The sequence below is a fragment of the Shigella flexneri 2a str. 301 genome (genome assembly GCF_000006925.2).
In the GTDB taxonomy this organism is placed as follows: domain Bacteria; phylum Pseudomonadota; class Gammaproteobacteria; order Enterobacterales; family Enterobacteriaceae; genus ECMA0423.
This window is the reverse complement of sequence record NC_004337.2, coordinates 684,207-710,343: the sequence shown is the minus strand read 5'-3', so window position 1 is coordinate 710,343 and position 26,137 is coordinate 684,207. Positions and strand designations below refer to the sequence as shown.

Here is a 26,137-nt window from a genome sequence, read left to right as displayed (position 1 = left end):
ATAATGCGCTCTGAGTTTCCCGATTATCGAGAACTGTTCAGGGAGTCTGACATCAAGAGCGCGGTAGCCTTTTTTAATATTTCATTCTCCATTTCAATGCGTTGTAGCTTTTTCCTGAGCTCACGGATTTCAATTTGTTCCGGGGTAATGGGGGAGGCTTTTGGTGTTTTGCCCTGACGCTCATCACGCAGTTGTTTGACCCATCTTGTCATTGTGGAAAGGCCAACATCCATAGCTTTGGCGGCATCTGCCACCGTGTATTTCTGGTCAACAACCAGTTGAGCGGATTCGCGTTTAAACTCTGCGCTAAAATTTCTTTTTTTCATTGGAGCACCTGTGTTGTTCTGAGGTGAGCATATCACCTCTGTTCAGGTGGCCAAATTCAGTGTGCCACTTCAAAAGCTGAAAATGATGCTCTTCGGCGCAAGCTTGATAATGGTGGTCGGGTGCTCGTCAAAGGAAAATGCCCTGTGCCATCCTCAGCCGAAACCTCCAGCGCCTCCGGCATGGGCAATGATGCCACCGTCGAACTCTCTCCAGTTGCTGGACGAAACGTTCTCGGTATCCGGGACGGAATCATCAGCGACCAGACAGCATTGAGAATGCTTCAGGAGTACATCAGGATCCAATGCCTTGGGGGGTAGCGGTAATTTTACTCATTATCCTTCAAATCAGATTCTGTTGTCAGAGGAATGGGGGAAGCTGGATTCGCAAGAGCTTTTTATGGGCAGTTTAGCTAAAAAAAGGCAACACGAAGCTAAAACTACCAACATAAAGTGCTGACCAGCTAGCAGCTGAAATCAGACTCACTGTATACACTTTCACTGGATGAAGTTGCAACATTCCTGCCACCAAAGGAGCAATGTAACGCAGCACGGCGATAAAGCGCGAAGTGAAAAGTATTGACACAGAGTTATTTTGCAACTGAAGGCGAACCCGTTCTATTGTATTGGAACGGCTCGATATTATACATGCAAGTTGAGGGATATGCCCAATTATTATACCAAGATGGTAATTAACGATAGTACCGCACCATGCGCCACTCATGACCGTGATTCCAGCTTCCCATGGTGAAAGAGTCGTCTTGCTGACTGTAATTACAGTGGCCATCATAATTGATGCTGGTGGCAATATCGCCGAAATGAGTAAAGTGGATTTTGTGAACGCTATTATAAAAAGAAGCCCCCATAGGCGATATGGATGAAGTACAAAATAGTTCATCAAAGCATTTATCCACTCCATCAATGTCTTTCCTTCTGTGAATTTTTCTTTGCTATTTAACCGTGATACGACTTAATTTAGGCTTAAACACCTTACATTTACAAGGTACTCCTGTGGGGGGCCCTGCCACGGAGCGTCGCAGGAGTGAGTGATGAGGAAGAATTAAAGCAACCTATTGTGACAGGCAGCGATAACAGTAAATCACAGGAAGCATAATCATGGCAAAACCGGACTGGGAGGCCATCGAATCGGCATACCGGGCCGGAGTCCTTAGCCTCCGTGATATAGGCGAGAAATACGGCGTTACAGAAGGGGCTATCAGGAAGAGGGCCAAAAAGCTTGATTGGGCACGCAGTGGCGGTACGCAGGTTTGCAAAAATGGTACGCAAAAAAGGAAAGTGCGTACCAGCAGAAAGCCTGCCATTACTGGCCTTACACAAAAAAGTACGCAACTAAAAACAGAATCTACACCGGATACGAAACCGATACGCGGAATGCGTACCGATCCCCCGACTAACCCATTCCAACCCGGTAACCAGCAGGCATTAAAACACGGTGGTTATGCCCGTCGCCTTCTGCTCAAAGATGAGGTGATAGAGGACGCTAAAGCGTTGACGCTCGAGGACGAATTATTTCGCCTTCGTGCTAACAACCTTGTCGCTGCAGAGAATATTGGTCGGTGGTTGGTGTCGCTGGAAGATGCTAATGGGGACCAGGAAAGGAAGATGCTGATTGAAAATATCAGCGCCGCCGAGAAAGCAATGATGCGCAATACAGTTCGTATTGAGTCCATCGTTGGCACGCTTGCGACGGTAGGAAAAATATTTGCTGATACAGCCTACCGCAAGGCCGCCACTGATAAGGTGTCTCTGGAGGCTGATCGTCTTCGCCGTGATGCAGGTATTGATGATGGCAATGGAGAGCGTGACCTCAATGACTTCTACTCTGACATCCAAACCGACGCTGAATCCGGCTTTACGTAGTTTCTGGACTATGCGGGCACGTAACAAAGTGCTTTATGGTGGTCGGTCATCGTCAAAATCATGGGATGCCGCTGGCATTGCCATATTTCTGTCGAATAAATACACCCTGCGTTTTTGTTGTGCCCGTCAGATCCAGAATAAAATCGAAGAGTCGGTGTATACCCTGCTCAAAATTCAGATAGACAGGTTTGGTCTGCGGCACCGTTTCCGTATTCTGAACAACAAAATCATTAACCGGGTTACTGGCTCGGAATTTGTTTTTTATGGATTATGGCGCAACATCGAAGAAATTAAGTCACTGGAGGGGATCGATATGTTGTGGCTGGAAGAAGCCCACGCACTGACGGAATACCAGTGGAAAATTCTGGAGCCAACGATCCGTAAAGAGGGTTCGGAATGCTGGTTCATATTCAACCCCGGACTTGTTACTGATTTCGTCTGGCGCAACTTCGTTGTTGATCCGCCCGAAGGCACTCTCATCCGCAAAATTAACTATGACGAAAATCCGTTTCTGTCTGACACCATGCTTAAGGTTATCGACGCGGCGCGACGCCGTGATCCGGATGGTTTTAAACATGTGTATGAGGGCGTTCCGGAGTCTGATGATGATGCGGCAATTAGACTGGCCCCCTGAATCTCCAGACAACCAGTATCACTTATTTAAGTGATAGTCTTAATACTAGTTTTTAGACTAGTCATTGGAGTACAGATGATTGATGTCTTAGGGCCGGAGAAACGCAGACGGCGTACCACACAGGAAAAGATCGCAATTGTTCAGCAGAGCTTTGAACCGGGGATGACGGTCTCCCTCGTTGCCCGGCAACATGGTGTAGCAGCCAGCCAGTTATTTCTCTGGCGTAAGCAATACCAGGAAGGAAGTCTTACTGCTGTGGCCGCCGGAGAACAGGTTGTTCCTGCCTCTGAACTTGCTGCCGCCATGAAGCAGATTAAAGAACTCCAGCGCCTGCTCGGCAAGAAAACGATGAAAAATGAACTCCTCAAAGAAGCCGTTGAATATGGACGGGCAAAAAAGTGGATAGCGCACGCGCCCTTATTGCCCGGGGATGGGGAGTAAGCTTAGTCAGCCGTTGTCTCCGGGTGTCGCGTGCGCAGTTGCACGTCATTCTCAGACGAACCGATGACTGGATGGATGGCCGCCGCAGTCGTCACACTGATGATACGGATGTGCTTCTCCGTATACACCATGTTATCGGAGAGCTGCCCACGTATGGTTATCGTCGGGTATGGGCGCTGCTTCGCAGACAGGCAGAACTTGATGGTATGCCTGCGATCAATGCCAAACGTGTTTACCGGCTCATGCGCCAGAATGCGCTGTTGCTTGAGCGAAAACCTGCTGTACCGCCATCGAAACGGGCACATACAGGCAGAGTGGCCGTGAAAGAAAGCAATCAGCGATGGTGCTCTGACGGGTTCGAGTTCTGCTGTGATAACGGAGAGAGACTGCGTGTCACGTTCGCGCTGGACTGCTGTGATCGTGAGGCACTGCACTGGGCGGGGACTACCGGCGGCTTCAACAGTGAAACAGTACAGGACGTCATGCTGGGAGCGGTGGAACGCCGCTTCGGCAACGATCTTCCGTCGTCTCCAGTGGAGTGGCTGACGGATAATGGTTCATGCTACCGGGCTAATGAAACACGCCAGTTCGCCCGGATGTTGGGACTTGAACCGAAGAACACGGCGGTGCGGAGTCCGGAGAGTAACGGAATAGCAGAGAGCTTCGTGAAAACGATAAAGCGTGACTACATCAGTATCATGCCCAAACCAGACGGGTTAACGGCAGCAAAGAACCTTGCAGAGGCGTTCGAGCATTATAACGAATGGCATCCGCATAGTGCGCTGGGTTATCGCTCGCCACGGGAATATCTGCGGCAGCGGGCTTGTAATGGGTTAAGTGATAACAGATGTCTGGAAATATAGGGGCAAATCCAGCAATCATCAAACTGTCTTGGATAGAAGCCGCAGTGGATGCGCACAAAACGTTAAATTTCGAACCCAGTGGAAGAAAGCGTATTGGCTTTGACGTGGCTGACAGTGGTACAGATAAGTGCGCTAACGTTTACCGTCACGGATCCGTTGTTTTCTGGGCCGACGAATGGAAGGCCAAAGAAGATGAATTACTGAAGAGCTGCCAGCGTACTTATCAGGCGGCGCTGGAGCGTGAAGCAGATATTGTTTACGACTCTATCGGTGTTGGTGCGTCTGCCGGTGCTAAATTCTCTGAAATTAACGCTGACCGGAAGAGCGAGAACGCATACGCGCGACGTGTGAATTACCAGAGGTTTAACGCCGGTGCTGGTGTGCATGAGCCAGATGACGAGTACAACGGCATCCCCAACAAAGACTTTTTCGCAAATCTTAAGGCTCAGGCATGGTGGCTGACCGTTTCAGAAATACGTTTAACGCCATTAACAACGGAGAACAGTATCCTGTGGATGAGCTGATCAGCATAGATTCTCGTTGTCCGTTGCTTGAAAAGCTGAAACTGGAACTGACAACACCTCATCGTGATTTCGACCGTAACGGACGTGTGATGGTCGAAAGTAAAAAAGACCTCGCAAAACGCGAGATACCGTCACCAAACGTTGCTGATGCATTCATTATGGCCTTCGCGCCAATCGATACATCGCTGGATATCTGGGAACAGCTGGGGAGACAGGCCTGATGGCACGAAACAAACAAGCCCTGCGGCGAACTGTGCAGGCCACAGCTGATGGTTATGAGAATTTTATTGCCCGAGTAGGGATGCAGACACCTAACCAGCACTCAGCATCCACCTACCGGGCTAATTTCACCAGTCGTAACCGCATGCTGGTGGAATGGTCCTATCGTTCATCCTGGATCATCGGCGAAGCAGTCGATGCTATCCCGGATGATATGACCCGCAAAGGCATTCGCATCACTTCGGAAATTGATGCAAAAGATCGTGGCATTCTCGAATCACAACTGGATGAGTTGCAAATCTGGGATGCGCTGAATGACGTGCTGAAATGGTCGCGCCTCTACGGCGGCGCGGTGGGTTTCATCATGATTGAGGGGCAGGCACCAATGACCCCGCTGCGACCCGAAACCATCGGTAAGGGCAAGTTTAAGGGGATTCTCCCGCTCGACCGCTGGATGGTCGACCCGGCACTGACCCGCCGCATTAAAGATATGGGGCCGGACCTGGGTAAACCTGAGTTTTACGATGTGGTGACCACAGCAACGGGAATTCCTGCCTGGCGCATTCATCACAGTCGCCTGATTCGCTTTGATGGCGTCACGTTGCCATTTCAGCAGAAGATGACCGAGAACGAATGGGGAATGTCGGTTGTAGAGCGTATCTGGGATCGTCTTACCGCGTTCGACAGCGCTACTGTCGGCGCGGCGCAGCTGGTCTACAAGGCGCATTTGCGTACCTACAGCGTGGAGAAGCTACGCGAGCTTATCGCACTTGGTGGTCCTGCGTATGAAGCGTTGCTGAAGAATATCGACCTGATTCGACAGTTCCAGAGTAATGAAGGCATGACGCTCATGGACTCGCGGGATAAGTTTGAAACCCATCAGTACAGCTTCAGTGGTCTGGATGACATCCTTTCGCAGTTTGCAGAACAGATTAGTGGCGCTGTTGGTATCCCACTGGTGCGGTTGTTCGGACAGTCCCCGAAAGGATTTTCTACCGGTGATGCAGACCTTGCCAACTATTACGATCGCATCAGTTCGTTGCAGGAGAGGCGTTTACGTCTTCCGGTGCGGCGGATACTGGACATCATGCATCGTTCGGAACTTGGCAAGCCGCTGCCGGACGATTTCACGTTTGAGTTTAACCCGCTCTGGCAAATGTCTGATGTCGATCGCTCAACGGTGGCGTTAAACACCACCAACGCAATCAGTACGGCGCTGGGTGATGGTCTGATGACACTGAAAGCCGCTATGACTGATTTGCGAGAAAATTCTGACGTAACCGGCATAGGGGCATCCATTACCAACGAGGACATCGAGAATGCCGAAGATGAAGCGCCGCCCGGCATCGGCGAACCTGATGACGAACCGCAGGAGCCGTCAGGCGGAAATCCGGTATCGAACCAGCCTACGCAGGATAGCGAGGGCGGTCGGAGACATCGTAAATGGTCGCTACGATGGTTCAAATGACAGTATCACGGAAATTATTGCGGCGCTGGAGCGTTACAGTGAAATCATCACCCCCTGGGCGACAAAGGTCGCGGAAAACTTTACTGCGGACCTAACCCGGCAGAACGAGAAAGTTTGGCGGCAACACAGCAAGAACATCAGTCGCGAGCTCCGCAATCTTGTGGAAAGCGCTCCTGTGGGCCAGGTGATGCAATCCATCATCGCCGAACAGGTCAAGTACATCAAATCTCTGCCTCTCGAGGCCGCAGACAGGGTGTACGACATCCAGAACAAAGCGATAGAGGCTGTTGTCACCGGTGGTCGGGCGGAGCAGTTTGCTAAAGAGATTGCATCTACCGGCGATGTTGCTAAGTCTAGGGCCGATCTGATTGCCCGAACGGAACTGGGAAGAGCAACGGGCGCGCTGGATATGGCCCGAGCGATAGCTATTGGCTCGGATGGTTATATTTGGCGTACAGCCGATGATGGCGATGTCCGAGATTCCCACGATCACATGAAAGGTAAATTCGTCCGCTGGGATTCACCTCCAACTTTGGACGGCATGACCGGCCACGCGGGCGAGCTGCCAAACTGCCGCTGCTATAAAGAGATCGTGTTTGTTCGCGTTCCATTCGCAATGAAAAGGGCAGCATAACCCATGAAATACTTTTTTGAGACCAGGCTCGGGGAAACCCGATACCGCCTGGCTGACGGCTCGTTGCTGTGCAAAGACGTGCCGATAGGACGAACAGGTAAGCAGCTCTATGGTGCTGATGACCTGCCAAAACTGAAACCCGATAAGTTCGTTGAAATAGTCGTCACGCGTTCTCCTGAGCAGGTATTCCATCCGGCCACGCTTGCCTCATTCGAAGGGATGAGCATCACGATCCTGCATCCTGAAGATGAAAACGGGAATGTGCGGCTGGTAAATCCCGAGAACTGGAAAGTGCTTGCTGTCGGGCACCTCCAGAATGTCCGGCGCGGGACGGGTGAGCAGTCTGATTTGATGCTGGCTGACCTTATCGTCAAAGACGAAAGCGCCATTCAGCTTATCGAAGATGGCCTGCGCGAAGTGTCGTGCGGCTATGACGCGGAGTACGAGCAGACCGAGCCAGGTAAAGCCGAGCAGGTCGATATTACCGGAAACCATGTGGCTCTTGTCCCTAAAGGCAGAGCCGGAAATCGTTGTGCAATTGGAGACAGAGACACAATGGCAAATCAAAAGAAAAACTGGTGGAACCGCATGCGTGCGGCCATCAAGACAGGAGATGCCGACACCATGAACGAACTGGTGGAGTCGGCTCCCGCATCGGTTACAGGAGATGAGGGGGATTTGCCGCAGGGCGTTAATCTCAACATCAACCTGTCCCCGCAGCAACCACTACCGGACAAAGCACCAGAGATGGGCGGAGATCCAACCGGCGACAGTGATGATGACCTCAAAACATTACTGAAAGCCCTGCTGGCTAAGCTGGAAAGAAATGCCACGGGCGATAACGATAATAAGCCTGACGATAATCCGACCGGTGACGGCGAGGACGATGAAGAGGAAACCACGATTACTGGTGACTCAGCCTGGCGTGCCGAAGTTATCGTTCCGGGTATCGATCTGAGCCGTAAGATGAAACCGACCGCGTTCAAACGCGAGGTTCTGGCTTCTGCTGACAAAACGCTGGTTCGCCAGATAGTCGGTGATGCGGATATCCGCAAATTACCGAAACAATCGGTCGACATGGCGTTTAATGCCGTGTCTGAGGTTGCCAAAGGGCGAAACACCCGCGCCACCACCGGCGATGCACAGCGCCTAAACATGGGCATGACCAGTATCGCTTCCCTGAACAAACAAAACGCTGAATTCTGGGCAAACCGTAAAGGGTAAAAAATGAATAATGTATTTCTGTACCGGATGCCTGTTGGCATTGCCGGGGCTGTCTCTCGCCCGCAGGACTTAACCGTCGAACCGGTGGTCCTTAAATCCGATAACGCCTTCGCTGCCTATGGCCTGGCTGGTAAATACGATGATGACGGTTTTTTCGTGCCGCTGGCAGATGGTGATACCGCAGACAAGGTGAAGGGGATCTACGTGCGCCCTTATCCGACCACGTCGCAGCCGGACATGGTTCGCCAGGTGGGAACAGGCAAGAACTTCCCGGGCGACGCCATGAAGCGTGGCTACGTGACCGTTAATCTCGGTTCTGATTTTGATGCCAGCACTATCAAAAAAGGCGATCTCCACTGATGAATCCATCAAAGTGCCTCTGGGTGGATTCATGTCCACGTCAGTCAGTGGCAAAAACGTGGTGCTGACCAACGCTGAATTCACAGGTGCCGGTGATGCTGACGGCAATGCAGAAATTTCCTGGAAGATTTAAGGAACAGACGAATGATTACTTTTGATCAGGCAACCGTTGACAGCTCTGGTGCCTTTCTCATCGGGGAGCTGGAGAGACTCGACCAGACGCTGAACCTGCCACTGGTGGGGTACACCTGGAGCCGCGATATTCAACTGCGTGAAGACGCCTCCATCGCAGATGACATTTCCAGCTGGACGAATACCAGCTTCGCCGCTGCGGGTACTGGCGCAAATCCGAATGGAAAAAACTGGGTAGGCAAAGACTCAACCGCTATTGCTGGCGTGAACGTGGATATCGGCAAATCCGGTAACCCGCTGAACCTGTGGGGGATGGAACTTGGCTGGACGGTCATAGAATTGCAGGCTGCTCAGCAGGTCGGCCGCCCGATTGATACGCAGAAGTATGACGGTATGCAACTGAAATGGCAGATGGATAACGATGAACAGGTATATGTTGGCGATTCCGCATTAAACCTGAAAGGCCTTGTTACCCTGGACGGCGTGCCTGTCAACAACGCTGCCAAAACGTGGGCAACCTCAACACCGGACGAAATCCGCGCAAGCATTAACCAGGTGCTGTCTGATGCGTGGGCCGCTTCTGGTTACTCTGTGGTTCCGCGTGATTTGCTGATCCCGCCTGAGCAGTTTGCTCTGTTGTCCAGCATCATCGTTTCATCTGCAGGTAACCAGTCCCTGTTGACGAACCTTCAGACCAACACCATCAGCTATCACCAGAACGGTGTTCCGCTGAATATCCGCGCGGTTAAATGGCTGAAAGGCCGTGGTGTGGGGAATAAGGATCGCATAGTTGCGTACACCAACGATAAAAAATACGTCCGCTACCCGCTGGTTCCGCTTCAGAGCGTGCCGGTGCAGTATCGCGGTCTGTATCAGATCGTCACTTACTACGGCAAGCTGGGTGCAGTCGAGCCAGTGTACAAAGAAACCATTTCGTACGTTGATGGCATTTAACAGCCACATGGCCCCCTGGCGGGGCCATTAAGGATGACCCGATGGCAAAAAATGATGCAGTAATACACGTACATACCCCGTTTGTGCTCACGCTTCCCGACGGTTCTCGGCGCGAGTTTGTTAAAGGCCGTCATGTTGTGGAGGAAGACGTTGCCACGCACTGGTTCACTCGTGCGCACGCGGAAGTATCCGTTGGCAAAGCCACAGACGCGCGTAACGAGGTAAAAAATGCCAAAGAATTGAGGTGTACTGGCAATAGCGGACACTACCATTTGTTCTTTTTTTAAGCAGCCATCTGATGATATTTTTCCCTGAAGGCTGCCGGGGAGATATTCCCCAGACGAGAGTGACGACGCTGACGATTGTAGAAAATCTCAATGTATTCCCGTATTACTGAGATGGCTTCATCCCGGTTATTAAAACGATAGTGGCTCAGGCTCTCATTTTTCAGCGTTCCCCAGAAGCTTTCCATCGGAGCGTTGTCGTAACAGTTACCTTTACGCGACATTGATGTTTTCAGACCAGACTGCTCCTGTATGACCCGGTAATCGTATGCGCAGTACTGTGAACCTCGATCAGAGTGGTGGATTAGCCCGGCAGGTGGGCGCTGGCTCCTGAGCGCCATAAACAGGGCTTTACCTGTCAGCTCTTTTGTCATGCGCTCTCCCATGGCGTAGCCGACAATTTCGCACGTATAAACATCTTTGATGCCAGCGAGGTACAACCATCCCTCCTGTGTGGCAACATACGTCAGGTCCGCCACCCAGACCTGATTTGGTGCTGTAGGAGCGAACGTCTGGTTCAGCAGATTTGGCGCAACTGGCAGATTGTGGTTCGGGTTCGTAGTCGCTCTGAACTTGCGTTTCTGCTTACAGCGTAGCCTCAGCTCCTTACGAAGACATGCCAGTCGGTCACGACCAACGATGATGCCATTCTCTGCCAGCTCCGTCTGGAGCCGCCGGGTTCCATATGTTTCGCGAGTGCGGATATGTGCCACCTTAATCTCCAGTTTTAGCCGCTCATCACTTTGTTTTCTGTCTGAGGGTTCATGCTGTACCCAGTTGTAATAACCGCTCCTGGATACACCAAATACCTGACACATCGCTTCAATGGGAAATTGTTGTCGCCATTGTTCGATTAACGCGTATTTTTCAGCGACTCCTGTGCAAAATACGCTGTTGCTTTTTTTAATATATCGCGCTCAAGGCGAGCTTCATTTAACGCCTTACGCAGTTGCAGAATTTCAGATTCCAGTTCAGCCACCGTGCGGGAACCAGGAGTACCGAGCCCTTTTCTGGCGGCGGTAACCCATTGTCCTAAAGTGCCTTCAGGAAGGGATAATCGGGAAGCGCCTTCACTGATCGAAAGTTGATTTTCAAGAACCGTTCTGACAGCTTCGGCTTTGAACTCTTTAGAGTAACGTTGGGTTTTTCTGCTCATTATTAGCTCCTTCTGATGCCATTCTATTTCAGGAAGGAGTGTCCGTTAAACTCAGGCTATCTCAATAAACCGTGCTGTGTAACTGCTGTGGATCAAATCTGACCACAACTTTTTTCACTCCGGCATTCATTAATGCCATGTTGTAATAAACGTTTTTCGCGCCTTTAAGGGAGCCGCCAACTTTAAGCGTAAACTCGCCTTTGCGTGAAACGTTCACCGCCTCGGCAGGCAGTAACAGCATCCGTTTTTGTTCTTCGGTTGGCTTACGCACAATCGTTCTGGCGTATTCACGCTCGAAAACATCATCAAACGAGAGTTTGCCCCCGCACATTTCTGTTTCACGGCCTGTTCTGGCATTGAACATCGCCACACCTTCGGCAAAGGTTTTCAGAAACAGCTCTGCATCAACAGCGTGGTCGCCATAGTTATCAGGTTTTGCCTGCGGATTTGGCCCCGTATATGCGCCAGCCAGTGCCGGATGCTTATCAACGTATTCCTCAAGCCCACCAACACCGAAAGCACGTTCAACAGGTTTTGCCTGGCCCCAGCCTTTACCGGCAACAACGCTTGTCCAGTGCATTTTCGCACCCATCAGTAAAAACAGTCCTTTTGGATCGTCCTCTTTTACCTTAAAGCGGTAGCGATTGGGCGCGCCTCCCGTCAGCCATTTATTCGCAGCACCACGGGTGTTATCAATGGTGATGTGAAAATCCTCCGGGATACTGTAGCGAGTCACAACATCCATGAACGAGAGGCGAATTGAATCAATGTTCTCGCTCACATCGCAGCGCCAGCCCAGAATTTTTCGGGTTTTCACATCCTGCCAGAACCATGTTTTCGGACGGATCACATCACCGTTAAACCAGCGTACAAAGACGTTATGCAGATAACCGTCGCCGTTGATCCACTGCATGGCGTCCAGGTGTTCCACAGTTCGCTGCTGTGCCGGTATCAGATGCATCAGTGCATGTTCACCTTCACGACAGGCAACAACCATTGCCTCGTCCAGTTGCTGAATCCGGCGAAAGGCCGTGGCACGGGAGGGAATACTCCAGCCATGCTCGCGGGCTGCCAGTTCCAGACGCTCATAACATTTGCGGAAGGCGGGTTTTTCCGGTCGCAGATAATCTGCAATCAGAAACTGCCAGGCATCCTCGTCAAATTCACTTTTGTGAACATTGCGACGGGATGCTCCACGTCCATCAACAAGTGCAGCCGCCCAGTCAGGCTTCGCAAACTTCTGTACCTGGTAATACTTGTCCCGCAAAGTGGATGCGCTGACCTGGTAATGCCCTGCAACGGTCGCAAAAGCCGTTTTCGTTGAAATCCCCTGGTTCAGCATTTCGTCTGTGGCCTGAATTGAGGGCAACCATTTTTCAGCCAGGCTGCGCTGGGAATCGCTGGCTTTATCCCATTTGCTCCATAGTGCCTCACGATCATAATCATGAGCTTCCAGCGTGGGGCGGGCGATTTCAAAACATCCCTGACTGGTTTTAAATTTTCCTTGTTGGAGCAAAACTTCAGCTCGAGCAATGTTAGGAAGAGAAGATATATGGTATTCGTAAGCAACCCCTCTAATTCCTTCTCTTCTTCTCTTGAGCCATCCTTCTCTCTGAGCTCTTTTGTGAACCCCCATTAATGAACCAGGTAAACCAGATAAACCCATGCATTCAATTGCTGATATCCACTCTCTCATTGTGATCCCTTAGATATCTACTAGGCCAAATTTCCTCAGGTTTCATGTTTAAGGCGTCAGCAATAATGCGTTCACCTTTAGGCCATGGCCTGACTAATGCATTTGCAAGCGTCCCGGTTGAATAACCTGAACGTCTGGACAATTTTGCCAGAGGGGTTCCTGTTTTTTTGAGGGCCGCAATCACGTCGGCCCGATGCCAATCGTTACTCATCTTTCGCACACCAACCATATTGCGTATGATAAAGGGTTACCAAAACAAATAATTCGTCTTGATTATCTGTTTTATACATTACCAAATAAACCAAACCGGTTTATATCAGTTAATGTGGTTTATTTTGTAATCCATTGATTTTTATATAGATAAATCTGGTAAACTTAGTTTATGAAAAGCGCAAATGAGATAAACCAGTGGATGACACCCAAACAAATTACTGAACTGGATGGAATGCCTGGGACAATACAGGGGGTGCATAAACGAGCAAAGAAAGAAGGATGGCCGAAGCGTTCACAAGAAGGGCGTCGCGGGCCTGGGGTTGAATATATCCCGGCAATACCGGCTATGCAAAAAATTGCTATCGAAGAAATGAATGCTGATACATTGAAAATGTTCTCCCTGTTAATCAATAAACTAGGAGAAAATGAAGTCCGAGAGATAGAGCTAAACATGGCTAAATATGGGCTTTCCGGATTAATGCAAGAACGCCCCTCCATCTCCGTTGACACCCTATTGGCAACGCTGGGTATTGATCGCCAAACACTACAAACAGCTTTGGCGCTGCATAAATTACCTCCAGAAACTCGCCAAGAGATTTTGTCAATGTATGGTGTTCATAAACAGGAAGAGCCTGTAGCTCCTTTGTTGGAACCACAAGATGCGAAAAAAGCCGTATAACAACCATGAGCCAGCTAAAACATACTTCACCTCACATAATCACACATGTAACATACCTAAACGGCATGAGCTGATTTGTGATATGAGTCATTTGGTGACAGCCTGGTTGTTATCGGTTTTGAACGTTTTTTGAAGCTATGATTGAAATGATTTATAGTGTTTTTGTTTTTCGTTTTTTCAATGAAACAAAAGCAATTTTTTACTATCTTTCGCGTTTCATTGGTTAACGCCTAAAATTTGTACTACAGGCTTGCAAGCCCCACCAAATCTAATCCCATCAGATCCCGAATAATCCAATGTTCTCCCGGTTTTTTCGTACTTCAAGTGAATCAATACACTGGGGCAAACGCTAACCCGTTTCCGCCAGCGTAAACATATGCTGGAAAGTATTGATAGCGCCAGCCAGAAGCAAATTGATGAGATGTTTAATGCCTATGCTCGCGGTGAACCCAAAGACGAACTGCCGACCGGCATTGACCCCTTGACGCTAAACGCGGTGCGAAAACTGTTTAAAGAGCCTGGTGTGCAACATACGGCAGAAACGGTGGCGCAGGCACTGACCATCAGCCGCACCACTGCCAGGCGTTATCTTGAATATTGCGCCAGCCGCCATCTGATTATTGCTGAAATTGTTCACGGCAAAGTTGGCAGACCACAACGCATATACCACAGTGGGTGACATGATAAAGCCGGAGGAAACTTGCCTCCGGCATTACTATTTACTTGCCTGTGACCGCTGCTGCCGTTCCTGGCACCATCAGCTCTGTAGCAACGATAACAATCACTAGCCCAACAAGCACCGGCACCGAGGTGCGTTTTACGACTTCAAATGGTGAGATTTTCGCCATCCCGGCAACCGCAACGACTACGCCAGAAACGGGTGATAGGGTACGACCCAGGTTTGACGCCTGCAGCATCGGGATAGTCAAATACGCCGGGTTAATGCCGGAAGAGTGCGCCAGTTTCGGGATCATCTCAACAAACGCATAAAACGGCGCATTGCCTGAACCGGTCGTGACTGCCGCCAGCATGGTCAGAATCACCAATACCAGCATCAGGATGATACTCGCCGAACCAAACGAGGTAGCGATAGAAATCAGACTTTGAATAAAGCCGATGGTGCTAAGCCCCTGAGCGAATACCCCAGCGGCAACCAGCAGCATCACCACGTTAGCAAACGCATCTGCCATCCCGCGATAAGCCACTTCCAGACCAGAGAAAACTTTCTGGGTATTAAAGCTGCGGAGGAACTCCAGAATGGAGGCAATCAGCATACAAATCACCAGAATAGTGATGATGTGTAATTGCGGACCCCATTTACCGTCAAAAATCAGTACACCGATGATCGGCGTGAACGGCAAAATGGCATAAAACGCGGGGGCAGTGGTGGTGATTTCACTGACATCTAACATTTCATGAGAGATGTGCTCTTTTTTATCCAGATAACGTTGCCAGAAGAAGTGGGCGATCGCCATGCCGATAATTGCAGCAATTGAGATAGGCAGCGTCGTTTTGAAGGCGAAGTCAATCAGCGACATTTCGGAAGCCTGCGCCGCCAGCACCACATCCCCTGAAGTCGGTGCGAGAATAATCGCCGCCGGGGAGGCACAAATGGCAGCTGCTGCGCCACGACTGATACCAACGTTTACCATCACCGGAAACAGGGTTGCCATCAGCAAAACACCCAGACCGGTTGCGGAAGAGACGGCCAGTGACATCAGACAAGCAACAAAATAGGCGGCAATCATCAGCAGGTAAGGGGAGTTAATATACTGCAATGGTTTTGACGCCAGCTTGACCACCATATCATTCGCGCCGATATGGGTCATGTAAGCGGCAAAGCCACACAGCATCATAATCATCATGCCGAGGTCGCCGCCGCGGCTCATTAGTAATATTTTAACGTATTCAACGATATCCGTGGCGCTGTAGCCTGTTGAAGCCTGGCTGGACGGTAACACTTTGTGCCCCATAATGGCACTGATAATCAGCAATAACAGGCCACCGACAAATAACACACCAGTGGCGGAATACCCTTTAATGATGTAGCGAGCCACACCCACAATAACCACAACCCCAATAAGGAGTTCAATGAATGTCAGCATAATTTTTCCTGTCTCCAGGCCCAAAGTAAATAATAAAAACTTCCTAAAGCTTAAGGAAAAAATATGCCCAATAAATTGGCGATGAATGCTGATTAAAATCAAGAAAAACTGCCATTAAGACATTGAAGTTGCTGTTTTTATACATAGATAACAAAACGCATATTTAGCGGTTGGCAATTATCACATAATAATGTGTGTAAATTGATGGTGGATTGATGCAAATTTGTTAATTGCAATGGTGTTAGCTGCGGCTGTGCGCTCAAAAAATAATCTAATATGAGCATGGGTTGACGATATATATTATATACTTCGTTAAGATGATTGTTGTATCTCGTAAAAAAAATAAAATAATTTTTCCTTGATTGCATTTTGTCATCAAAAAAGACTTGGTTTTTCTTTTTTGACTATTCCCATCGCAGAAAACGACGCATCATCTTTAATCGATGCGCGGAAATATTTAACTTGAACAAGCGGAAATAAATAGAGCAGCTATTCAGATTATTCTTTATGTTGGGTCTATTAAGGTTATGTTAATTGTAGCTTTGCTATGCTAGTAGTAGATTTTTGATAAATGTTTTATGGTCACAAATGAACGTGAGTAAATATGTCGCTATCTTTTCCTTTGTTTTTATTCAGTTAATCAGCGTTGGTAAAGTTTTTGCTAACGCAGATGAGAGGATGACAACGTTTAGAGAAAATATTGCACAAACCTGGCAACAGCCTGAACATTATGATTTATATATTCCTGCCATCACCTGGCATGCACGTTTCGCTTACGACAAAGAAAAAACCGATCGCTATAACGAGCGACCGTGGGGTGGCGGTTTTGGCCTGTCGCGTTGGGATGAAAAAGGAAACTGGCATGGCCTGTATGCCATGGCATTTAAGGACTCGTGGAACAAATGGGAACCGATTGCCGGATACGGATGGGAAAGTACCTGGCGACCGCTGGCGGATGAAAATTTTCATTTAGGTCTGGGATTCACCGCTGGCGTAACGGCACGCGATAACTGGAATTACATCCCTCTCCCGGTTCTACTGCCATTGGCCTCCGTGGGTTATGGCCCAGTGACTTTTCAGATGACCTACATTCCGGGTACCTACAACAATGGCAATGTGTACTTTGCCTGGATGCGCTTTCAGTTTTGAGACAAATGAAGTTTTAGTAACTTCTTTAAAATCAACAACTAAAATAAGCAACATCAAAAATAACGCGACTTTTATCACTTTTTAGTAAAGTTGCACTGGACAAAGCGTACCACAATTGGTGTACTGATAACCGACACAGCATTTGTGTCTATTTTTCATGTAAAGGTAATTTTGATGTCTAAGATTAAAGGTAACGTTAAGTGGTTTAATGAGTCCAAAGGATTCGGTTTCATTACTCCGGAAGACGGCAGCAAAGACGTGTTCGTACACTTCTCTGCAATCCAGACTAATGGTTTTAAAACTCTTGCTGAAGGTCAGCGCGTAGAGTTCGAAATCACTAACGGTGCCAAAGGCCCTTCTGCTGCAAACGTAATCGCTCTGTAAGATACGTCAGCAAGAATTCAAAACCCGCTTAATCAGCGGGTTTTTTTTGGTCTTTAGTGTACGGTTGAGGCCGAAAACAGCCAGAATGCCAGTGCGGTCATGGCAAAAGACCCCAGAAGGTTGACGAAAACGTTCAGTAATGCCCAGCCAAAGCGGCCCTCTTGTAACAAAAACACCACTTCTGCCGAAAATGTTGAGAAGGTTGTTAGACCGCCACAAAATCCGGTGGTGATTAATACTTTCCACACTGGATCAATGTTCGTCATCCTGCTGAACCAGGCGAATCCCATTCCTATGATGAATGCCCCAATCAGGTTTGCTGCCAGCGTCCCCAACGGAATCGCCTGATGCAGCGGGTTAAATCGCATACTTAACAGCCATCTCGCTACGCTTCCCGTACCACCGCCAATAAAAACTGCTAAAAGAAGTTGTAACACTGCAAAATCCTGCTATTTGATTTGTATGAGTGATAAGTGTAACGCCGAATAATCGTCGTTGGCGAATTTTACGACTCTGACAGGAGGTGGCAATGCTGGTTGCTGCAGGACAGTTTGCTGTTACATCTGTGTGGGAAAAGAACGCTGAGATTTGTGCCTCGTTGATGGCGCAGGCGGCGGAAAACGACGTATCGCTGTTTGTCCTGCCGGAAGCATTGCTGGCGCGCGATGATCATGATGCAGATCTATCGGTTAAATCAGCACAGCTGCTGGAAGGCGAATTCCTCGGACGTTTACGGCGAGAAAGTAAACGTAACATGATGACGACAATTCTGACGATTCATCTTCCTTCAACGCCGGGGCGCGCATGGAATATGCTGGTGGCACTTCAGGCAGGAAACATCGTCGCCCGTTATGCCAAACTGCATCTCTATGATGCATTTGCCATTCAGGAATCACGCCATGTTGATGCTGGTAATGAAATAGCTCCGTTACTGGAGGTGGAAGGGATGAAGGTCGGTCTGATGACCTGTTATGACTTACGCTTTCCAGAGCTGGCGCTGGCACAGGCTTTACAGGGAGCTGAAATCCTGGTACTTCCTGCCGCCTGGGTTCGTGGGCCGCTCAAAGAGCATCACTGGTCAACGTTGCTTGCCGCTCGTGCGCTGGATACCACCTGTTATATGGTGGCGGCGGGGGAGTGCGGGAACAAAAATATCGGGCAAAGCCGGATTATAGATCCCTTTGGCGTCACCATTGCGGCAGCGTCAGAAATGCCTGCACTCATTATGGCGGAAGTGACGCCCGAACGTGTGCGTCAGGTGCGCGCGCAACTGCCCATCTTAAACAACCGTCGCTTTGCGCCGCCGCAATTATTATGATGTTTTTTTACTCGGCGCTTGATTCACCTTGTTACAGATTGCTATTGTGTGCGCGCGTCGAATGACCGTTAATATTCTCTGGTTTTTAAGGCGCGTTCTGTTGCCGGTTATATGTCAAGAAGGTATCTATGGGTGAGATTAGTATTACCAAACTGCTGGTAGTTGCGGCGCTGGTCGTTCTGCTGTTTGGGACTAAGAAGTTACGTACGCTGGGCGGAGACCTTGGAGCGGCCATTAAAGGGTTCAAGAAGGCGATGAATGATGACGATGCTGCGGCGAAAAAAGGCGCAGACGTTGATCTTCAGGCTGAAAAGCTCTCTCATAAAGAGTGACGTGGCGAGCAGGACGCTCCCTCAATATCTTGTTCGATACAAAAAACCCGCTTCAAAAAGCGGGTTTTTTATCAGACAGATGTAAGTAATTATTACAGGATTACTTAACTTCCATTCCTTTCGCCTGCAAATCGGCGTGGTAAGAAGAGCGGACAAACGGACCGCATGCAGCATGGGTAAAGCCCATCGCCAGCGCTTCGGCTTTCATTTCGTCGAACTCATCCGGGCTAACGTAACGTTGAACCGGCAGGTGATGGCGGCTTGGCTGCAAATATTGCCCCAGCGTTAACATCGTCACACCATGACGGCGCAGGTCGCGCATTACCTCAATAATTTCTTCATTGGTTTCACCCAGACCCACCATCAGACCAGACTTGGTCGGGATTTCCGGATGCGCTTCTTTAAAGCGTTCCAGCAGCTTCAGCGACCAGTTGTAATCTGCGCCAGGCCGTACCTGCCGGTAAATACGCGGTACGTTTTCCAGGTTATGGTTGAACACATCTGGGGGCGTTGCAGTCAGAATATCCAGAGCACGATCCATTCGACCGCGGAAATCCGGCACCAGAGTTTCAATTTTGATTTGCGGGCTTTTTTCCCGAATGGCAGTAATACAATCCGCAAAGTGTTGGGCACCGCCATCGCGCAGGTCATCACGGTCAACGGAGGTGATAACCACATAACGCAGCGCCATATCGGCAATGGTCTGCGCCAGTTTCACTGGTTCATTGGCATCAGGAGCTACCGGGCGACCGTGGGCAACATCACAGAACGGACAACGGCGGGTACAAATAGCGCCGAGGATCATAAACGTTGCTGTGCCGTGGTTGAAGCATTCCGCCAGGTTAGGGCAGGAGGCTTCCTCGCAGACAGAATGCAGGCCATTTTTGCGCATTGCGGCTTTGATGCCCTGGATACGTGTAGAGTCCGCTGGAAGCTTGATTTTCATCCATTCCGGCTTGCGCAGCAGGGCTTCGCGCTCTGTTGCCACGTTTTTAACCGGGATAAGGGCCATCTTATCGGCATCGCGGTATTTAACACCGCGTTCCATCACAATGGGTTTACTCATAGCGTGCGTGTTCCAGTTGCGAATTACGAAGGAAAGCGTTTCAATTCAATAGATTGTTGTAATTATCAACTATTTTTGAATTAACGACTGGCAGTATATCATTGAAACGGACCTGAAAGCAGCCAAAGCGGTCGCGAAAATGTAAAATTGTTGTTGGATTGTGCCATTTTATCGTTCTGCGCTGTGATCTGGCTGTAACAATACTTTTTCAAAATGCATTACGGATAACATCTATTACTCCGTGCAGGATGGGATCACGCAGGATGAATTTGTTGTAGTGGATAGAGAAATCTATTTGCTCCTCATTTAAGGACGGAAAAGGCAGTTTTTCCAGCGGCCAGCAACGACTAAACAGGTTATAAAAACGGCTGGGAATAATCGCTAACATGTCACTGTTGGCAACCAGTGCAGCGATTGTCAAAATGTTGTAGCTGGTGAAATTGATTTGCCGGTCCGGAAACATCTCTTGAACTCTCTGCCGCAGACCGCTGAAATTTTGCCCTTCCGGTAACAGAAGTACATGCGCAGCGTTGTCGATAGTCTCTCTGTCATCTTCTAAAGAGAGTAGTGGATTTCCCTTGCGGCAAATTAACACCATATTGTCGGTGAACAGAACATGATGTTGCACCGTACGATTGGTGCAAAACATGTTATCGATGATGAGATCGGTTTGAAACTGACTGAGTTGGTTTTCCGCGTCGCTGATGGGCGGGTTGCGCAGTAAAAGCTGCGGATAGTGAGTTTTAATCGCCCGATAGATGACAGGAAGGACCAGGGCTCCGACCGAGGGAGTGGTCGCAATAGTTATCGTTCGTTGCTTATCATAGCTTCCTTCGATATCCAGCGCGCCAAGAATGGACTCAAGGCCCTGACTGATATACTCATGTAGATGCATCGCAAATGCGGTAGGAGTGACACCCTGGCCTTTGCGAATAAACAATGGGTCAGGGAATATAACGCGCAGTTTCTGAATAGACTGACTGATTGCCGAGGGGGTCAGATTAAGCACTTTCGCTGCATTAACGATCCCTTTATGTACATATACAGCTTCAAAAATAGTCAGAAGGTTAAGATCAATATTTCGTAAGGTTGTAAATATTTGTGGTTTACCTTCTGACGACTTTCTGCTTAAACAGGGTTCAATTTGATTATTACTATCCACGCACTTACTCCAATTTTATTCATGGAAAAATAATATTTAAAAAATTACAATAATCTTATGTCTAATTGGAACGGAACGCTTTTGCTCACCATAATCAACTATTTCAATAGGTTAATCAATGGGGTGAGTTACGGAGCAAGGCGTGGCACCGCATTTCTGCAAGTGATAAAGAAAATATACAAACGCGAAGGAGATGTAAAGCATTAGCAGGTATTATGAGTAATGACCCAGTGTAAATTGGGCCATTGATGTATGGAATTAAGCGGTAATATATTCGAAGTCCGGATTGTTTAGTAGCGCTAAAATATTTTCCAGTAAACGTGGAGCAATATTATTAGTCGTCGCTTCGGGTTTCCATTGTGATATTTTAGCCATTTCCATTCCGGCATACCCACAAGGATTAATACGTAAAAATGGTGAAAGATCCATATTGACGTTTAATGCCAGACCGTGGAATGAACAACCGCGTCGAATTCGTAAACCCAGTGAGCAAATTTTCTTTTCCCCGACATAGACACCAGGCGCGTCAGCCCGAGGATGCGCTTCTATACCCAGTTCAGCCAGGGTATTCACCACTGTTTGCTCAAGCAAGGTCACCAGTTCACGCACACCGAGTTTACGGCGTTTCAGGTTAAGCAACACATACATCACCTGTTGTCCCGGCCCGTGATAAGTCACCTGCCCACCGCGATCGCTCTGGATCACCGGAATATCACCCGGCATTAAAATGTGCTCCGCTTTTCCTGCCTGACCTTGGGTGAATACCGGATAGTGCTCGACCAGCCAGATTTCATCAAGGGTACTATTATCGCGGGTATCGGTGAATTCATGCATAGCCCGGGAGATTGGCTCGTAAGGCTGAAGACCGAGCTGGCGGACAAGAATTTTATCCTGATACAAAACGGCATCTCCGTGGAGAATGAGTAAAAGTGGGGGAAAAGTATATCACAGCGAGGAGAGGGGAGTTACCCGACCAGGAGCCGGGTAACGGAGAAGCGAGTTACAGAACCATGCGGACAATATCGATTTTGCCCAGTTCTTCATACAGTGTTTCAACCTGCTCGATATGAGTGGCGTTGATAGTGATAGATACCGAGTGGTAGTTGCCTTTGCTGCTTGGTTTTACCGTTGGGGTGTAGTCACCTGGCGCATGGCGCTGTACCACTTCAACCACCTGATCAACCAGCTCAGGTAACGCCTGCCCCATAACTTTGTAAGTAAAAGGAGTAGGGAATTCAAGCAGTTCGTTAAGTTTGGTTTTCATGTCAGCTCCGGCGTAACGTAATTAAATAGCAACTCCCGCCAGAAGGCGGGAGTTTTTTTACTGATGCTTAGTATATGGGGACGGAAATTACACTTTCAAGTGTTCAATTTTTAACCAAACCAGTGATGGAACATTAATTTAATGTAATCAATGATTTTGCCGAAGAAGTTACCTTCCGGGATTTCTTGCAACACAACCAGCGGGCGTTGCTCGATCGTTTTGCCATCAAGCTGGAAGTTGATAGTTCCGACGACCTGATTCTTTTGCAGCGGCGCATGCAATTCACTGCTGTTCAGCACATAGCTGGCTTTCAGATCTTTCATGCGACCACGCGGAATGGTCAGGTACACGTCTTTATCAACCCCTAACGAAGCGCGATCAGAATCACTAAACCAAACCGGTTCAGAGGCGAACTCTTTACCTACTTTCAGTGGGTTAACGGTTTCGAAGAAACGGAAGCCCCAGGTTAGCAGTTTTTTACTTTCGGCTTCACGGCCTTTAAAAGTACGTCCACCCATCACCGCAGAAATCAAGCGCATCTGGCCTTCAGTCGCAGAAGCAACAAGATTGTAACCTGCTTTGTCAGTGTGTCCGGTTTTGATGCCGTCGACATTCAGGCTGTTATCCCATAACAGGCCGTTACGGTTCAGCTGGCGAATACCGTTAAACGTAAATTCTTTTTCTTTATAGATCGAGTATTCATTCGGTACGTCACGGATCAATGCCTGGCCGATCAGCGCCATATCTCGCGCGGAGCTGTACTGACCATCAGCATCCAGACCATGTACCGTCTGGAAGTGGGTATTTTTCAGGCCCAGTGCGTTAACGTAGCTGTTCATCAAGCCAACAAAAGCGTCCTGGCTACCAGCGGCAAAATCGGCCATGGCGACACAAGCATCGTTACCCGATTGCAGGTTAATACCGCGGATCAGCTGAGAAACCGGAACCTGCATGCCCGGTTTGAGGAACATCAGCGAAGAACCTTTAAACACCGGGTTACCGGTGGCCCATGCGTCGTTGCCGATAGTGACTAAATCAGTTTCTTTAAATTTACCGGCTTTCATTGCCTGGCCGATAACGTAACTGGTCATCATTTTGGTCAGGCTGGCAGGATCGCGGCGGACATCTGCGTTCTGTTCGGCGAGCACTTTGCCGGAGTTATAGTCAATCAGGATGTAGGACTCCGCATCGATCTGCGGTACACCCGGGATCATAGTTTTGATATTCAGGTCATCGGCATGTGCAGCAGAGATAAAGGCTGTGCAAAGAGCCGTGGTGAGCGCCAGGCGCTTCATGATACGAGCGGAAAAAATGGTATTCATGGTCTGAACTACGACATCCGTGATGGAATTAAAAAAGTGCCCTACTATAGCAAATGCACTACCGGCAGGCATCTGACTTTCCGCGTGACTTTGTTAACGTCATTTACAGAAATTGACACATCAGATGCCTGCTTTACGCTACTGCGCGGTAGTAATAAATGACTGTAATTGGGCTTCGGTTTGCAAACGTTGCTGCAAGGTACTGGCTTCGGCTTTGCTGGCGAATGGGCCAAGCTGGATCCGCCAGACCGCGCCATTTTGAGTTACGCGACCGGGGACGCCGAACTTCTGTCCCAGTTGCTGTTGGTACTGTTGCGCACGAGCCTGATCGCTTACGGCCCCGACTTGCACCATAAAGTTGCCGCTGGCGCTTTGCGAGGCGGCTTGCGGTGTCACCATTGCAGGCGAGGTTGCAGGCGTTGTCGACGAAGCTGTAACAACGGGCTGTGGCGCAGGCGTCGGTTCGCTGCCTTCCAGTACACCAGGCGCTAAGGTCGTTGGAGCGCCGAGGAAACCGCTACTGGTTACCGGCGCGCCGGTCGGATCTTCGCTTTTTAGCGTCGAATTACTGACCGGAAGAATGTCACCCTGCGGGCCAGACACTGAACTTGTTCCCGCGCCACCGCTTAAATCGGGAGGTGCAGGCAGGGCGTAAGTCTGTTTGGCGACTGTGGTACAAGCCATACCAGGACCAGAAAGCGAACCATCCTGGGCGACAATAATCGGATCGATACGAACTTTGGTGTTGTTTGACGTGTTAAGACGGTCAGCTGCCGCGCGAGAAAGCGAAATAACGCGGTCGTTGCCGTAAGGGCCGCGATCATTAATGCGCACCACGATCATTCGCCCGTTAGCCAGGTTAGTGATTCTGGCGTAGCTGGGGATCGGAAGCGTTGGATGGGCCGCCGTCAGCTTTGTCGGATCGAAAGCTTCGCCAGAGGCCGTCAGGTTACTGCCTGGTTCGGCATCATAGATTGCCGCCAGTCCCGCCTGGCTAAATCGAGACGGATCCTGCACGATTTTGTAGCTTTTACCGTCGCGCTGGTAATCCTGATTTGCCGTCGCGTTCAGTGGTTCGAAACGCGGGTCCGCCCCGCTAATTTCAACTATGGGGCCGTTACATACCGCAGGCTGCGGTACACTTACCGTCTGTTGCTGACCATCATCGCTTGTACATGCCGCGAGCATTCCTGCCGCGATGCAGATCCCGAGCCACTGCTTACGCATTGCGCACCGGTTACACGCTTTTCGACAACATTTTCCTGTGGGTGTGGATTGACATTACAATCCCGAACCCAGCCATCAGCACAATTAGCGCCGATCCTCCATAACTGACCAGTGGGAGCGGAACCCCTACAACCGGCAGAATACCGCTTACCATACCAATATTTACGAAGACATAAACGAATAATATCAGCATTAAGCCACCAGCCATGACGCGACCAAAGGTGGTTTGCGCTCTGGCGGCTATCCACAGCCCGCGCATGATCAGCAGAATGTAGAGAGCGAGCAGAATCAGAATGCCCACTAATCCCAGCTCTTCCGCCAGTACCGCGAAGATAAAGTCAGTATGGCGTTCGGGGAGAAATTCAAGCTGTGACTGAGTGCCGTGCAGCCAGCCTTTGCCGCGTAATCCGCCGGAGCCAATAGCAATTTTAGACTGAATAATGTGATAGCCCGCGCCGAGTGGGTCTGATTCCGGGTCCAGGAGCATCATTACGCGCTGGCGCTGGTAATCATGCATCAGGAAGAACCACAGAATCGGAATGAACGCCGCTACCAGCACTACTGCGACGCCAATCAGACGCCAGCTAAGGCCAGAGAGGAACAGTACAAACAGACCGGAAAGCGCAACGAGGATTGATGTTCCCAGGTCAGGCTGTGCAGCCACCAGCAGCGTGGGCATAAATATCAGCACCAGCGCGATGCCAGTATTCTTCAACGATGGCGGGCAAACGTCGCGGTTGATAAAGCGCGCAACCATCAGTGGTACGGCTATTTTGGCAATTTCCGACGGCTGAAAACGAACAATACCGAGGTCCAGCCAGCGTTGAGCGCCTTTAGAGATGGCTCCGAAAGCATCTACCGCCACCAGCAAAATAATACAGATGATATAGAGATAGGGGGCCCAGCCTTCATAAACGCGTGGAGGAATTTGCGCCATCACCACCATGATGACCAGACCCATCGCGATTTGGCCGATTTTACGCTCCATCATGCCAATATCCTGACCGCTGGCGCTCCAGATAACCAGGGCGCTGTAAACCAGCAATGCCAGTAAAATCAGCAGCATTGTGGGATCGAGATGGACTTTATCCCAGAATGTTTTTTTATTCGGATTATCCGTCAT

Annotated in this window: 28 protein-coding genes, 3 pseudogenes and 4 other annotated features (1 of these 35 running past the window's edge); of the genes and pseudogenes, 16 read left to right on the top strand and 15 right to left on the bottom strand. The window is 49.4% G+C overall.

Annotated elements, in window-relative coordinates; all coding sequences use genetic code 11:
• Positions 1–398 (bottom strand) — a mobile genetic element; it reaches 851 nt to the left of the window's first position.
• Both SF0677 and SF0676 read right to left on the bottom strand, forming a co-directional pair.
• Complete coding sequence (locus SF0677; protein NP_706605.1) at positions 24–362, bottom strand: insertion sequence element IS911 transposase InsN; 339 nt, start codon at positions 360–362, stop codon at positions 24–26. (Overlaps the previous feature by 339 nt.)
• Positions 399–732: 334 nt before the next feature.
• The gene (locus SF0676; protein NP_706604.1) at positions 733–1,245 is read right to left on the bottom strand and encodes a hypothetical protein; all 513 of its coding nucleotides are present in this window, start codon (positions 1,243–1,245) and stop codon (positions 733–735) included.
• Between the two features lie 194 nt (positions 1,246–1,439).
• Between SF0676 and SF0675 the strand changes: the two genes are divergently transcribed.
• The 10 genes and pseudogenes from SF0675 to SF0666 all read left to right on the top strand — a co-directional run bounded on the left by SF0675 (position 1,440) and on the right by SF0666 (position 9,657).
• Positions 1,440–2,204 carry a bacteriophage protein gene (locus SF0675; protein NP_706603.1) on the top strand — a complete coding sequence of 255 codons (765 nt, stop codon included), beginning with the start codon at positions 1,440–1,442 and terminating at the stop codon, positions 2,202–2,204.
• 10 nt (positions 2,205–2,214) lie between these two features.
• A complete protein-coding gene (locus tag SF0674; RefSeq protein ID NP_706602.2) occupies positions 2,215–2,838 on the top strand; it encodes a bacteriophage protein in 624 nt (207 codons plus the stop codon).
• Positions 2,823–4,153 (top strand) — a mobile genetic element. It overlaps the preceding gene by 16 nt.
• The gene (locus tag SF0673) at positions 2,869–3,279 is read left to right on the top strand and encodes an IS2 repressor TnpA (RefSeq protein ID NP_706601.3); all 411 of its coding nucleotides are present in this window, start codon (positions 2,869–2,871) and stop codon (positions 3,277–3,279) included. (Overlaps the previous feature by 411 nt.)
• Complete coding sequence (locus tag SF0672) at positions 3,237–4,142, top strand: IS2 transposase TnpB (protein NP_706600.1); 906 nt, start codon at positions 3,237–3,239, stop codon at positions 4,140–4,142. (Lies within the feature at positions 2,823–4,153.) The genes SF0673 and SF0672 overlap by 43 nt, the downstream gene beginning before the upstream one ends.
• Positions 4,127–4,887 (top strand): annotated as a pseudogene (locus SF0671). The gene SF0672 and the pseudogene SF0671 overlap by 16 nt, the downstream one beginning before the upstream one ends.
• Complete coding sequence (locus SF0670) at positions 4,887–6,353, top strand: bacteriophage protein (protein NP_706598.1); 1,467 nt, start codon at positions 4,887–4,889, stop codon at positions 6,351–6,353. Before SF0671 ends, SF0670 begins: the two are co-directional and overlap by 1 nt.
• A complete protein-coding gene (locus tag SF0669) occupies positions 6,244–6,987 on the top strand; it encodes a bacteriophage protein (protein ID NP_706597.3) in 744 nt (247 codons plus the stop codon). The genes SF0670 and SF0669 overlap by 110 nt, the downstream gene beginning before the upstream one ends.
• Before the next feature lie 3 nt (positions 6,988–6,990).
• Positions 6,991–8,211, top strand: coding sequence for a bacteriophage protein (locus SF0668; RefSeq protein ID NP_706596.1), 1,221 nt, complete (start codon positions 6,991–6,993; stop codon positions 8,209–8,211).
• A 3-nt stretch (positions 8,212–8,214) separates the two neighbouring features.
• Positions 8,215–8,704 (top strand): annotated as a pseudogene (locus tag SF0667).
• An 11-nt stretch (positions 8,705–8,715) separates the two neighbouring features.
• Positions 8,716–9,657: a bacteriophage protein gene (locus SF0666; RefSeq protein ID NP_706594.1), complete on the top strand. Its 942-nt coding sequence runs from the start codon at positions 8,716–8,718 to the stop codon at positions 9,655–9,657.
• Here the strand turns inward: SF0666 and SF0665 are convergent.
• The 4 genes from SF0665 to SF0662 all read right to left on the bottom strand — a co-directional run bounded on the left by SF0665 (position 9,654) and on the right by SF0662 (position 12,613).
• Complete coding sequence (locus tag SF0665; protein NP_706593.1) at positions 9,654–9,929, bottom strand: hypothetical protein; 276 nt, start codon at positions 9,927–9,929, stop codon at positions 9,654–9,656. The genes SF0666 and SF0665 overlap by 4 nt on opposite strands.
• Positions 9,898–11,161: a mobile genetic element, on the bottom strand. It overlaps the preceding gene by 32 nt.
• The gene (locus SF0664) at positions 9,941–10,759 is read right to left on the bottom strand and encodes an insertion sequence element IS600 protein (protein NP_706592.1); all 819 of its coding nucleotides are present in this window, start codon (positions 10,757–10,759) and stop codon (positions 9,941–9,943) included. It overlaps the preceding feature by 819 nt.
• Positions 10,795–11,097, bottom strand: a complete 303-nt coding sequence (locus SF0663; protein NP_706591.1) for an insertion sequence element IS600 transposase — start codon at positions 11,095–11,097, stop codon at positions 10,795–10,797. It lies within the feature at positions 9,898–11,161.
• Positions 11,159–12,613 (bottom strand): phage transposase, encoded by a 1,455-nt coding sequence (locus SF0662; protein NP_706590.2) that lies wholly within the window; start codon positions 12,611–12,613, stop codon positions 11,159–11,161.
• A gap of 562 nt (positions 12,614–13,175) precedes the next feature.
• Between SF0662 and SF0661 the strand changes: the two genes are divergently transcribed.
• Positions 13,176–13,685: a repressor protein gene (locus SF0661; RefSeq protein NP_706589.1), complete on the top strand. Its 510-nt coding sequence runs from the start codon at positions 13,176–13,178 to the stop codon at positions 13,683–13,685.
• A 337-nt stretch (positions 13,686–14,022) separates the two neighbouring features.
• Positions 14,023–14,364: a sequence feature (Similar to Escherichia coli K12 sequence similarity to Shigella regulator gi: 1786838 (227 aa). BLAST with identity of 98% in 113 aa. This CDS has been truncated. The sequence has been checked and is believed to be correct.), on the top strand.
• Positions 14,023–14,364 (top strand): annotated as a pseudogene (citB, locus tag SF0660). Its footprint overlaps the feature before it by 342 nt.
• Before the next feature lie 40 nt (positions 14,365–14,404).
• Here the strand turns inward: citB and dcuC are convergent.
• Positions 14,405–15,790 carry a C4-dicarboxylate transporter DcuC gene (dcuC, locus tag SF0659; protein NP_706588.2) on the bottom strand — a complete coding sequence of 462 codons (1,386 nt, stop codon included), beginning with the start codon at positions 15,788–15,790 and terminating at the stop codon, positions 14,405–14,407.
• 588 nt (positions 15,791–16,378) lie between these two features.
• Between dcuC and pagP the strand changes: the two genes are divergently transcribed.
• Positions 16,379–16,939 carry a phospholipid:lipid A palmitoyltransferase gene (pagP, locus tag SF0658; protein NP_706587.1) on the top strand — a complete coding sequence of 187 codons (561 nt, stop codon included), beginning with the start codon at positions 16,379–16,381 and terminating at the stop codon, positions 16,937–16,939.
• Positions 16,940–17,113: 174 nt separating this feature from the next.
• Positions 17,114–17,323, top strand: a complete 210-nt coding sequence (cspE, locus tag SF0657; protein ID NP_706586.2) for a cold shock protein CspE — start codon at positions 17,114–17,116, stop codon at positions 17,321–17,323.
• A gap of 53 nt (positions 17,324–17,376) precedes the next feature.
• Here the strand turns inward: cspE and ccrB are convergent, their stop codons facing one another.
• A complete protein-coding gene (gene ccrB, locus SF0656; RefSeq protein ID NP_706585.1) occupies positions 17,377–17,760 on the bottom strand; it encodes a chromosome condensation membrane protein in 384 nt (127 codons plus the stop codon).
• Between the two features lie 92 nt (positions 17,761–17,852).
• Between ccrB and ybeM the strand changes: the two genes are divergently transcribed.
• Positions 17,853–18,641: an amidase gene (gene ybeM, locus SF0655; RefSeq protein ID NP_706584.3), complete on the top strand. Its 789-nt coding sequence runs from the start codon at positions 17,853–17,855 to the stop codon at positions 18,639–18,641.
• Between the two features lie 128 nt (positions 18,642–18,769).
• Positions 18,770–18,973, top strand: a complete 204-nt coding sequence (tatE, locus tag SF0654; protein NP_706583.1) for a twin arginine translocase E — start codon at positions 18,770–18,772, stop codon at positions 18,971–18,973.
• 100 nt (positions 18,974–19,073) lie between these two features.
• On the opposite strand, the gene lipA is transcribed toward tatE, so the two are convergent.
• From lipA to mrdB, 7 genes are all read right to left on the bottom strand, one after another.
• Positions 19,074–20,039 (bottom strand): lipoyl synthase, encoded by a 966-nt coding sequence (gene lipA / locus SF0653; RefSeq protein NP_706582.1) that lies wholly within the window; start codon positions 20,037–20,039, stop codon positions 19,074–19,076.
• A 208-nt stretch (positions 20,040–20,247) separates the two neighbouring features.
• Positions 20,248–21,048 (bottom strand): DNA-binding transcriptional regulator, encoded by an 801-nt coding sequence (gene ybeF, locus SF0652; RefSeq protein ID NP_706581.2) that lies wholly within the window; start codon positions 21,046–21,048, stop codon positions 20,248–20,250.
• 411 nt (positions 21,049–21,459) lie between these two features.
• Positions 21,460–22,035 (bottom strand): lipoate biosynthesis protein LipB, encoded by a 576-nt coding sequence (gene lipB, locus SF0651; RefSeq protein NP_706580.4) that lies wholly within the window; start codon positions 22,033–22,035, stop codon positions 21,460–21,462.
• 166 nt (positions 22,036–22,201) lie between these two features.
• A complete protein-coding gene (ybeD, locus tag SF0650; protein ID NP_706579.1) occupies positions 22,202–22,465 on the bottom strand; it encodes a hypothetical protein in 264 nt (87 codons plus the stop codon).
• A 110-nt stretch (positions 22,466–22,575) separates the two neighbouring features.
• Positions 22,576–23,787 (bottom strand): D-alanyl-D-alanine carboxypeptidase subunit A, encoded by a 1,212-nt coding sequence (gene dacA, locus SF0649; RefSeq protein ID NP_706578.1) that lies wholly within the window; start codon positions 23,785–23,787, stop codon positions 22,576–22,578.
• 138 nt (positions 23,788–23,925) lie between these two features.
• Positions 23,926–25,014 carry a rare lipoprotein A gene (gene rlpA, locus SF0648; protein NP_706577.1) on the bottom strand — a complete coding sequence of 363 codons (1,089 nt, stop codon included), beginning with the start codon at positions 25,012–25,014 and terminating at the stop codon, positions 23,926–23,928.
• Positions 25,015–25,024: 10 nt separating this feature from the next.
• On the bottom strand, positions 25,025–26,137 hold the full coding sequence (gene mrdB, locus SF0647; protein NP_706576.1) for a cell wall shape-determining protein: 1,113 nt from the start codon (positions 26,135–26,137) through the stop codon (positions 25,025–25,027).

What these genes read in the sequence shown, in the direction of transcription:
- SF0670 (NP_706598.1), top strand. Translation starts at nt 4,887, where the DNA reads ATGGCACGAAACAAACAAGCCCTGCGGCGAACTGTGCAGGCCACAGCT.
- mrdB (NP_706576.1), bottom strand. Translation starts at nt 26,137, where the DNA reads ATGACGGATAATCCGAATAAAAAAACATTCTGGGATAAAGTCCATCTC.
- dacA (NP_706578.1), bottom strand. Translation starts at nt 23,787, where the DNA reads ATGAATACCATTTTTTCCGCTCGTATCATGAAGCGCCTGGCGCTCACC.
- SF0661 (NP_706589.1), top strand. Translation starts at nt 13,176, where the DNA reads ATGAAAAGCGCAAATGAGATAAACCAGTGGATGACACCCAAACAAATT.
- SF0665 (NP_706593.1), bottom strand. Translation starts at nt 9,929, where the DNA reads ATGGTAGTGTCCGCTATTGCCAGTACACCTCAATTCTTTGGCATTTTT.
- pagP (NP_706587.1), top strand. Translation starts at nt 16,379, where the DNA reads ATGAACGTGAGTAAATATGTCGCTATCTTTTCCTTTGTTTTTATTCAG.
- lipA (NP_706582.1), bottom strand. Translation starts at nt 20,039, where the DNA reads ATGAGTAAACCCATTGTGATGGAACGCGGTGTTAAATACCGCGATGCC.
- SF0664 (NP_706592.1), bottom strand. Translation starts at nt 10,759, where the DNA reads ATGTGTCAGGTATTTGGTGTATCCAGGAGCGGTTATTACAACTGGGTA.
- SF0669 (NP_706597.3), top strand. Translation starts at nt 6,244, where the DNA reads ATGACGAACCGCAGGAGCCGTCAGGCGGAAATCCGGTATCGAACCAGC.
- lipB (NP_706580.4), bottom strand. Translation starts at nt 22,035, where the DNA reads ATGCATGAATTCACCGATACCCGCGATAATAGTACCCTTGATGAAATC.
- SF0668 (NP_706596.1), top strand. Translation starts at nt 6,991, where the DNA reads ATGAAATACTTTTTTGAGACCAGGCTCGGGGAAACCCGATACCGCCTG.
- dcuC (NP_706588.2), bottom strand. Translation starts at nt 15,790, where the DNA reads ATGCTGACATTCATTGAACTCCTTATTGGGGTTGTGGTTATTGTGGGT.
- SF0675 (NP_706603.1), top strand. Translation starts at nt 1,440, where the DNA reads ATGGCAAAACCGGACTGGGAGGCCATCGAATCGGCATACCGGGCCGGA.
- SF0674 (NP_706602.2), top strand. Translation starts at nt 2,215, where the DNA reads ATGCGGGCACGTAACAAAGTGCTTTATGGTGGTCGGTCATCGTCAAAA.
- tatE (NP_706583.1), top strand. Translation starts at nt 18,770, where the DNA reads ATGGGTGAGATTAGTATTACCAAACTGCTGGTAGTTGCGGCGCTGGTC.
- ybeM (NP_706584.3), top strand. Translation starts at nt 17,853, where the DNA reads ATGCTGGTTGCTGCAGGACAGTTTGCTGTTACATCTGTGTGGGAAAAG.
- SF0663 (NP_706591.1), bottom strand. Translation starts at nt 11,097, where the DNA reads ATGAGCAGAAAAACCCAACGTTACTCTAAAGAGTTCAAAGCCGAAGCT.
- SF0666 (NP_706594.1), top strand. Translation starts at nt 8,716, where the DNA reads ATGATTACTTTTGATCAGGCAACCGTTGACAGCTCTGGTGCCTTTCTC.
- cspE (NP_706586.2), top strand. Translation starts at nt 17,114, where the DNA reads ATGTCTAAGATTAAAGGTAACGTTAAGTGGTTTAATGAGTCCAAAGGA.
- rlpA (NP_706577.1), bottom strand. Translation starts at nt 25,014, where the DNA reads ATGCGTAAGCAGTGGCTCGGGATCTGCATCGCGGCAGGAATGCTCGCG.
- ybeD (NP_706579.1), bottom strand. Translation starts at nt 22,465, where the DNA reads ATGAAAACCAAACTTAACGAACTGCTTGAATTCCCTACTCCTTTTACT.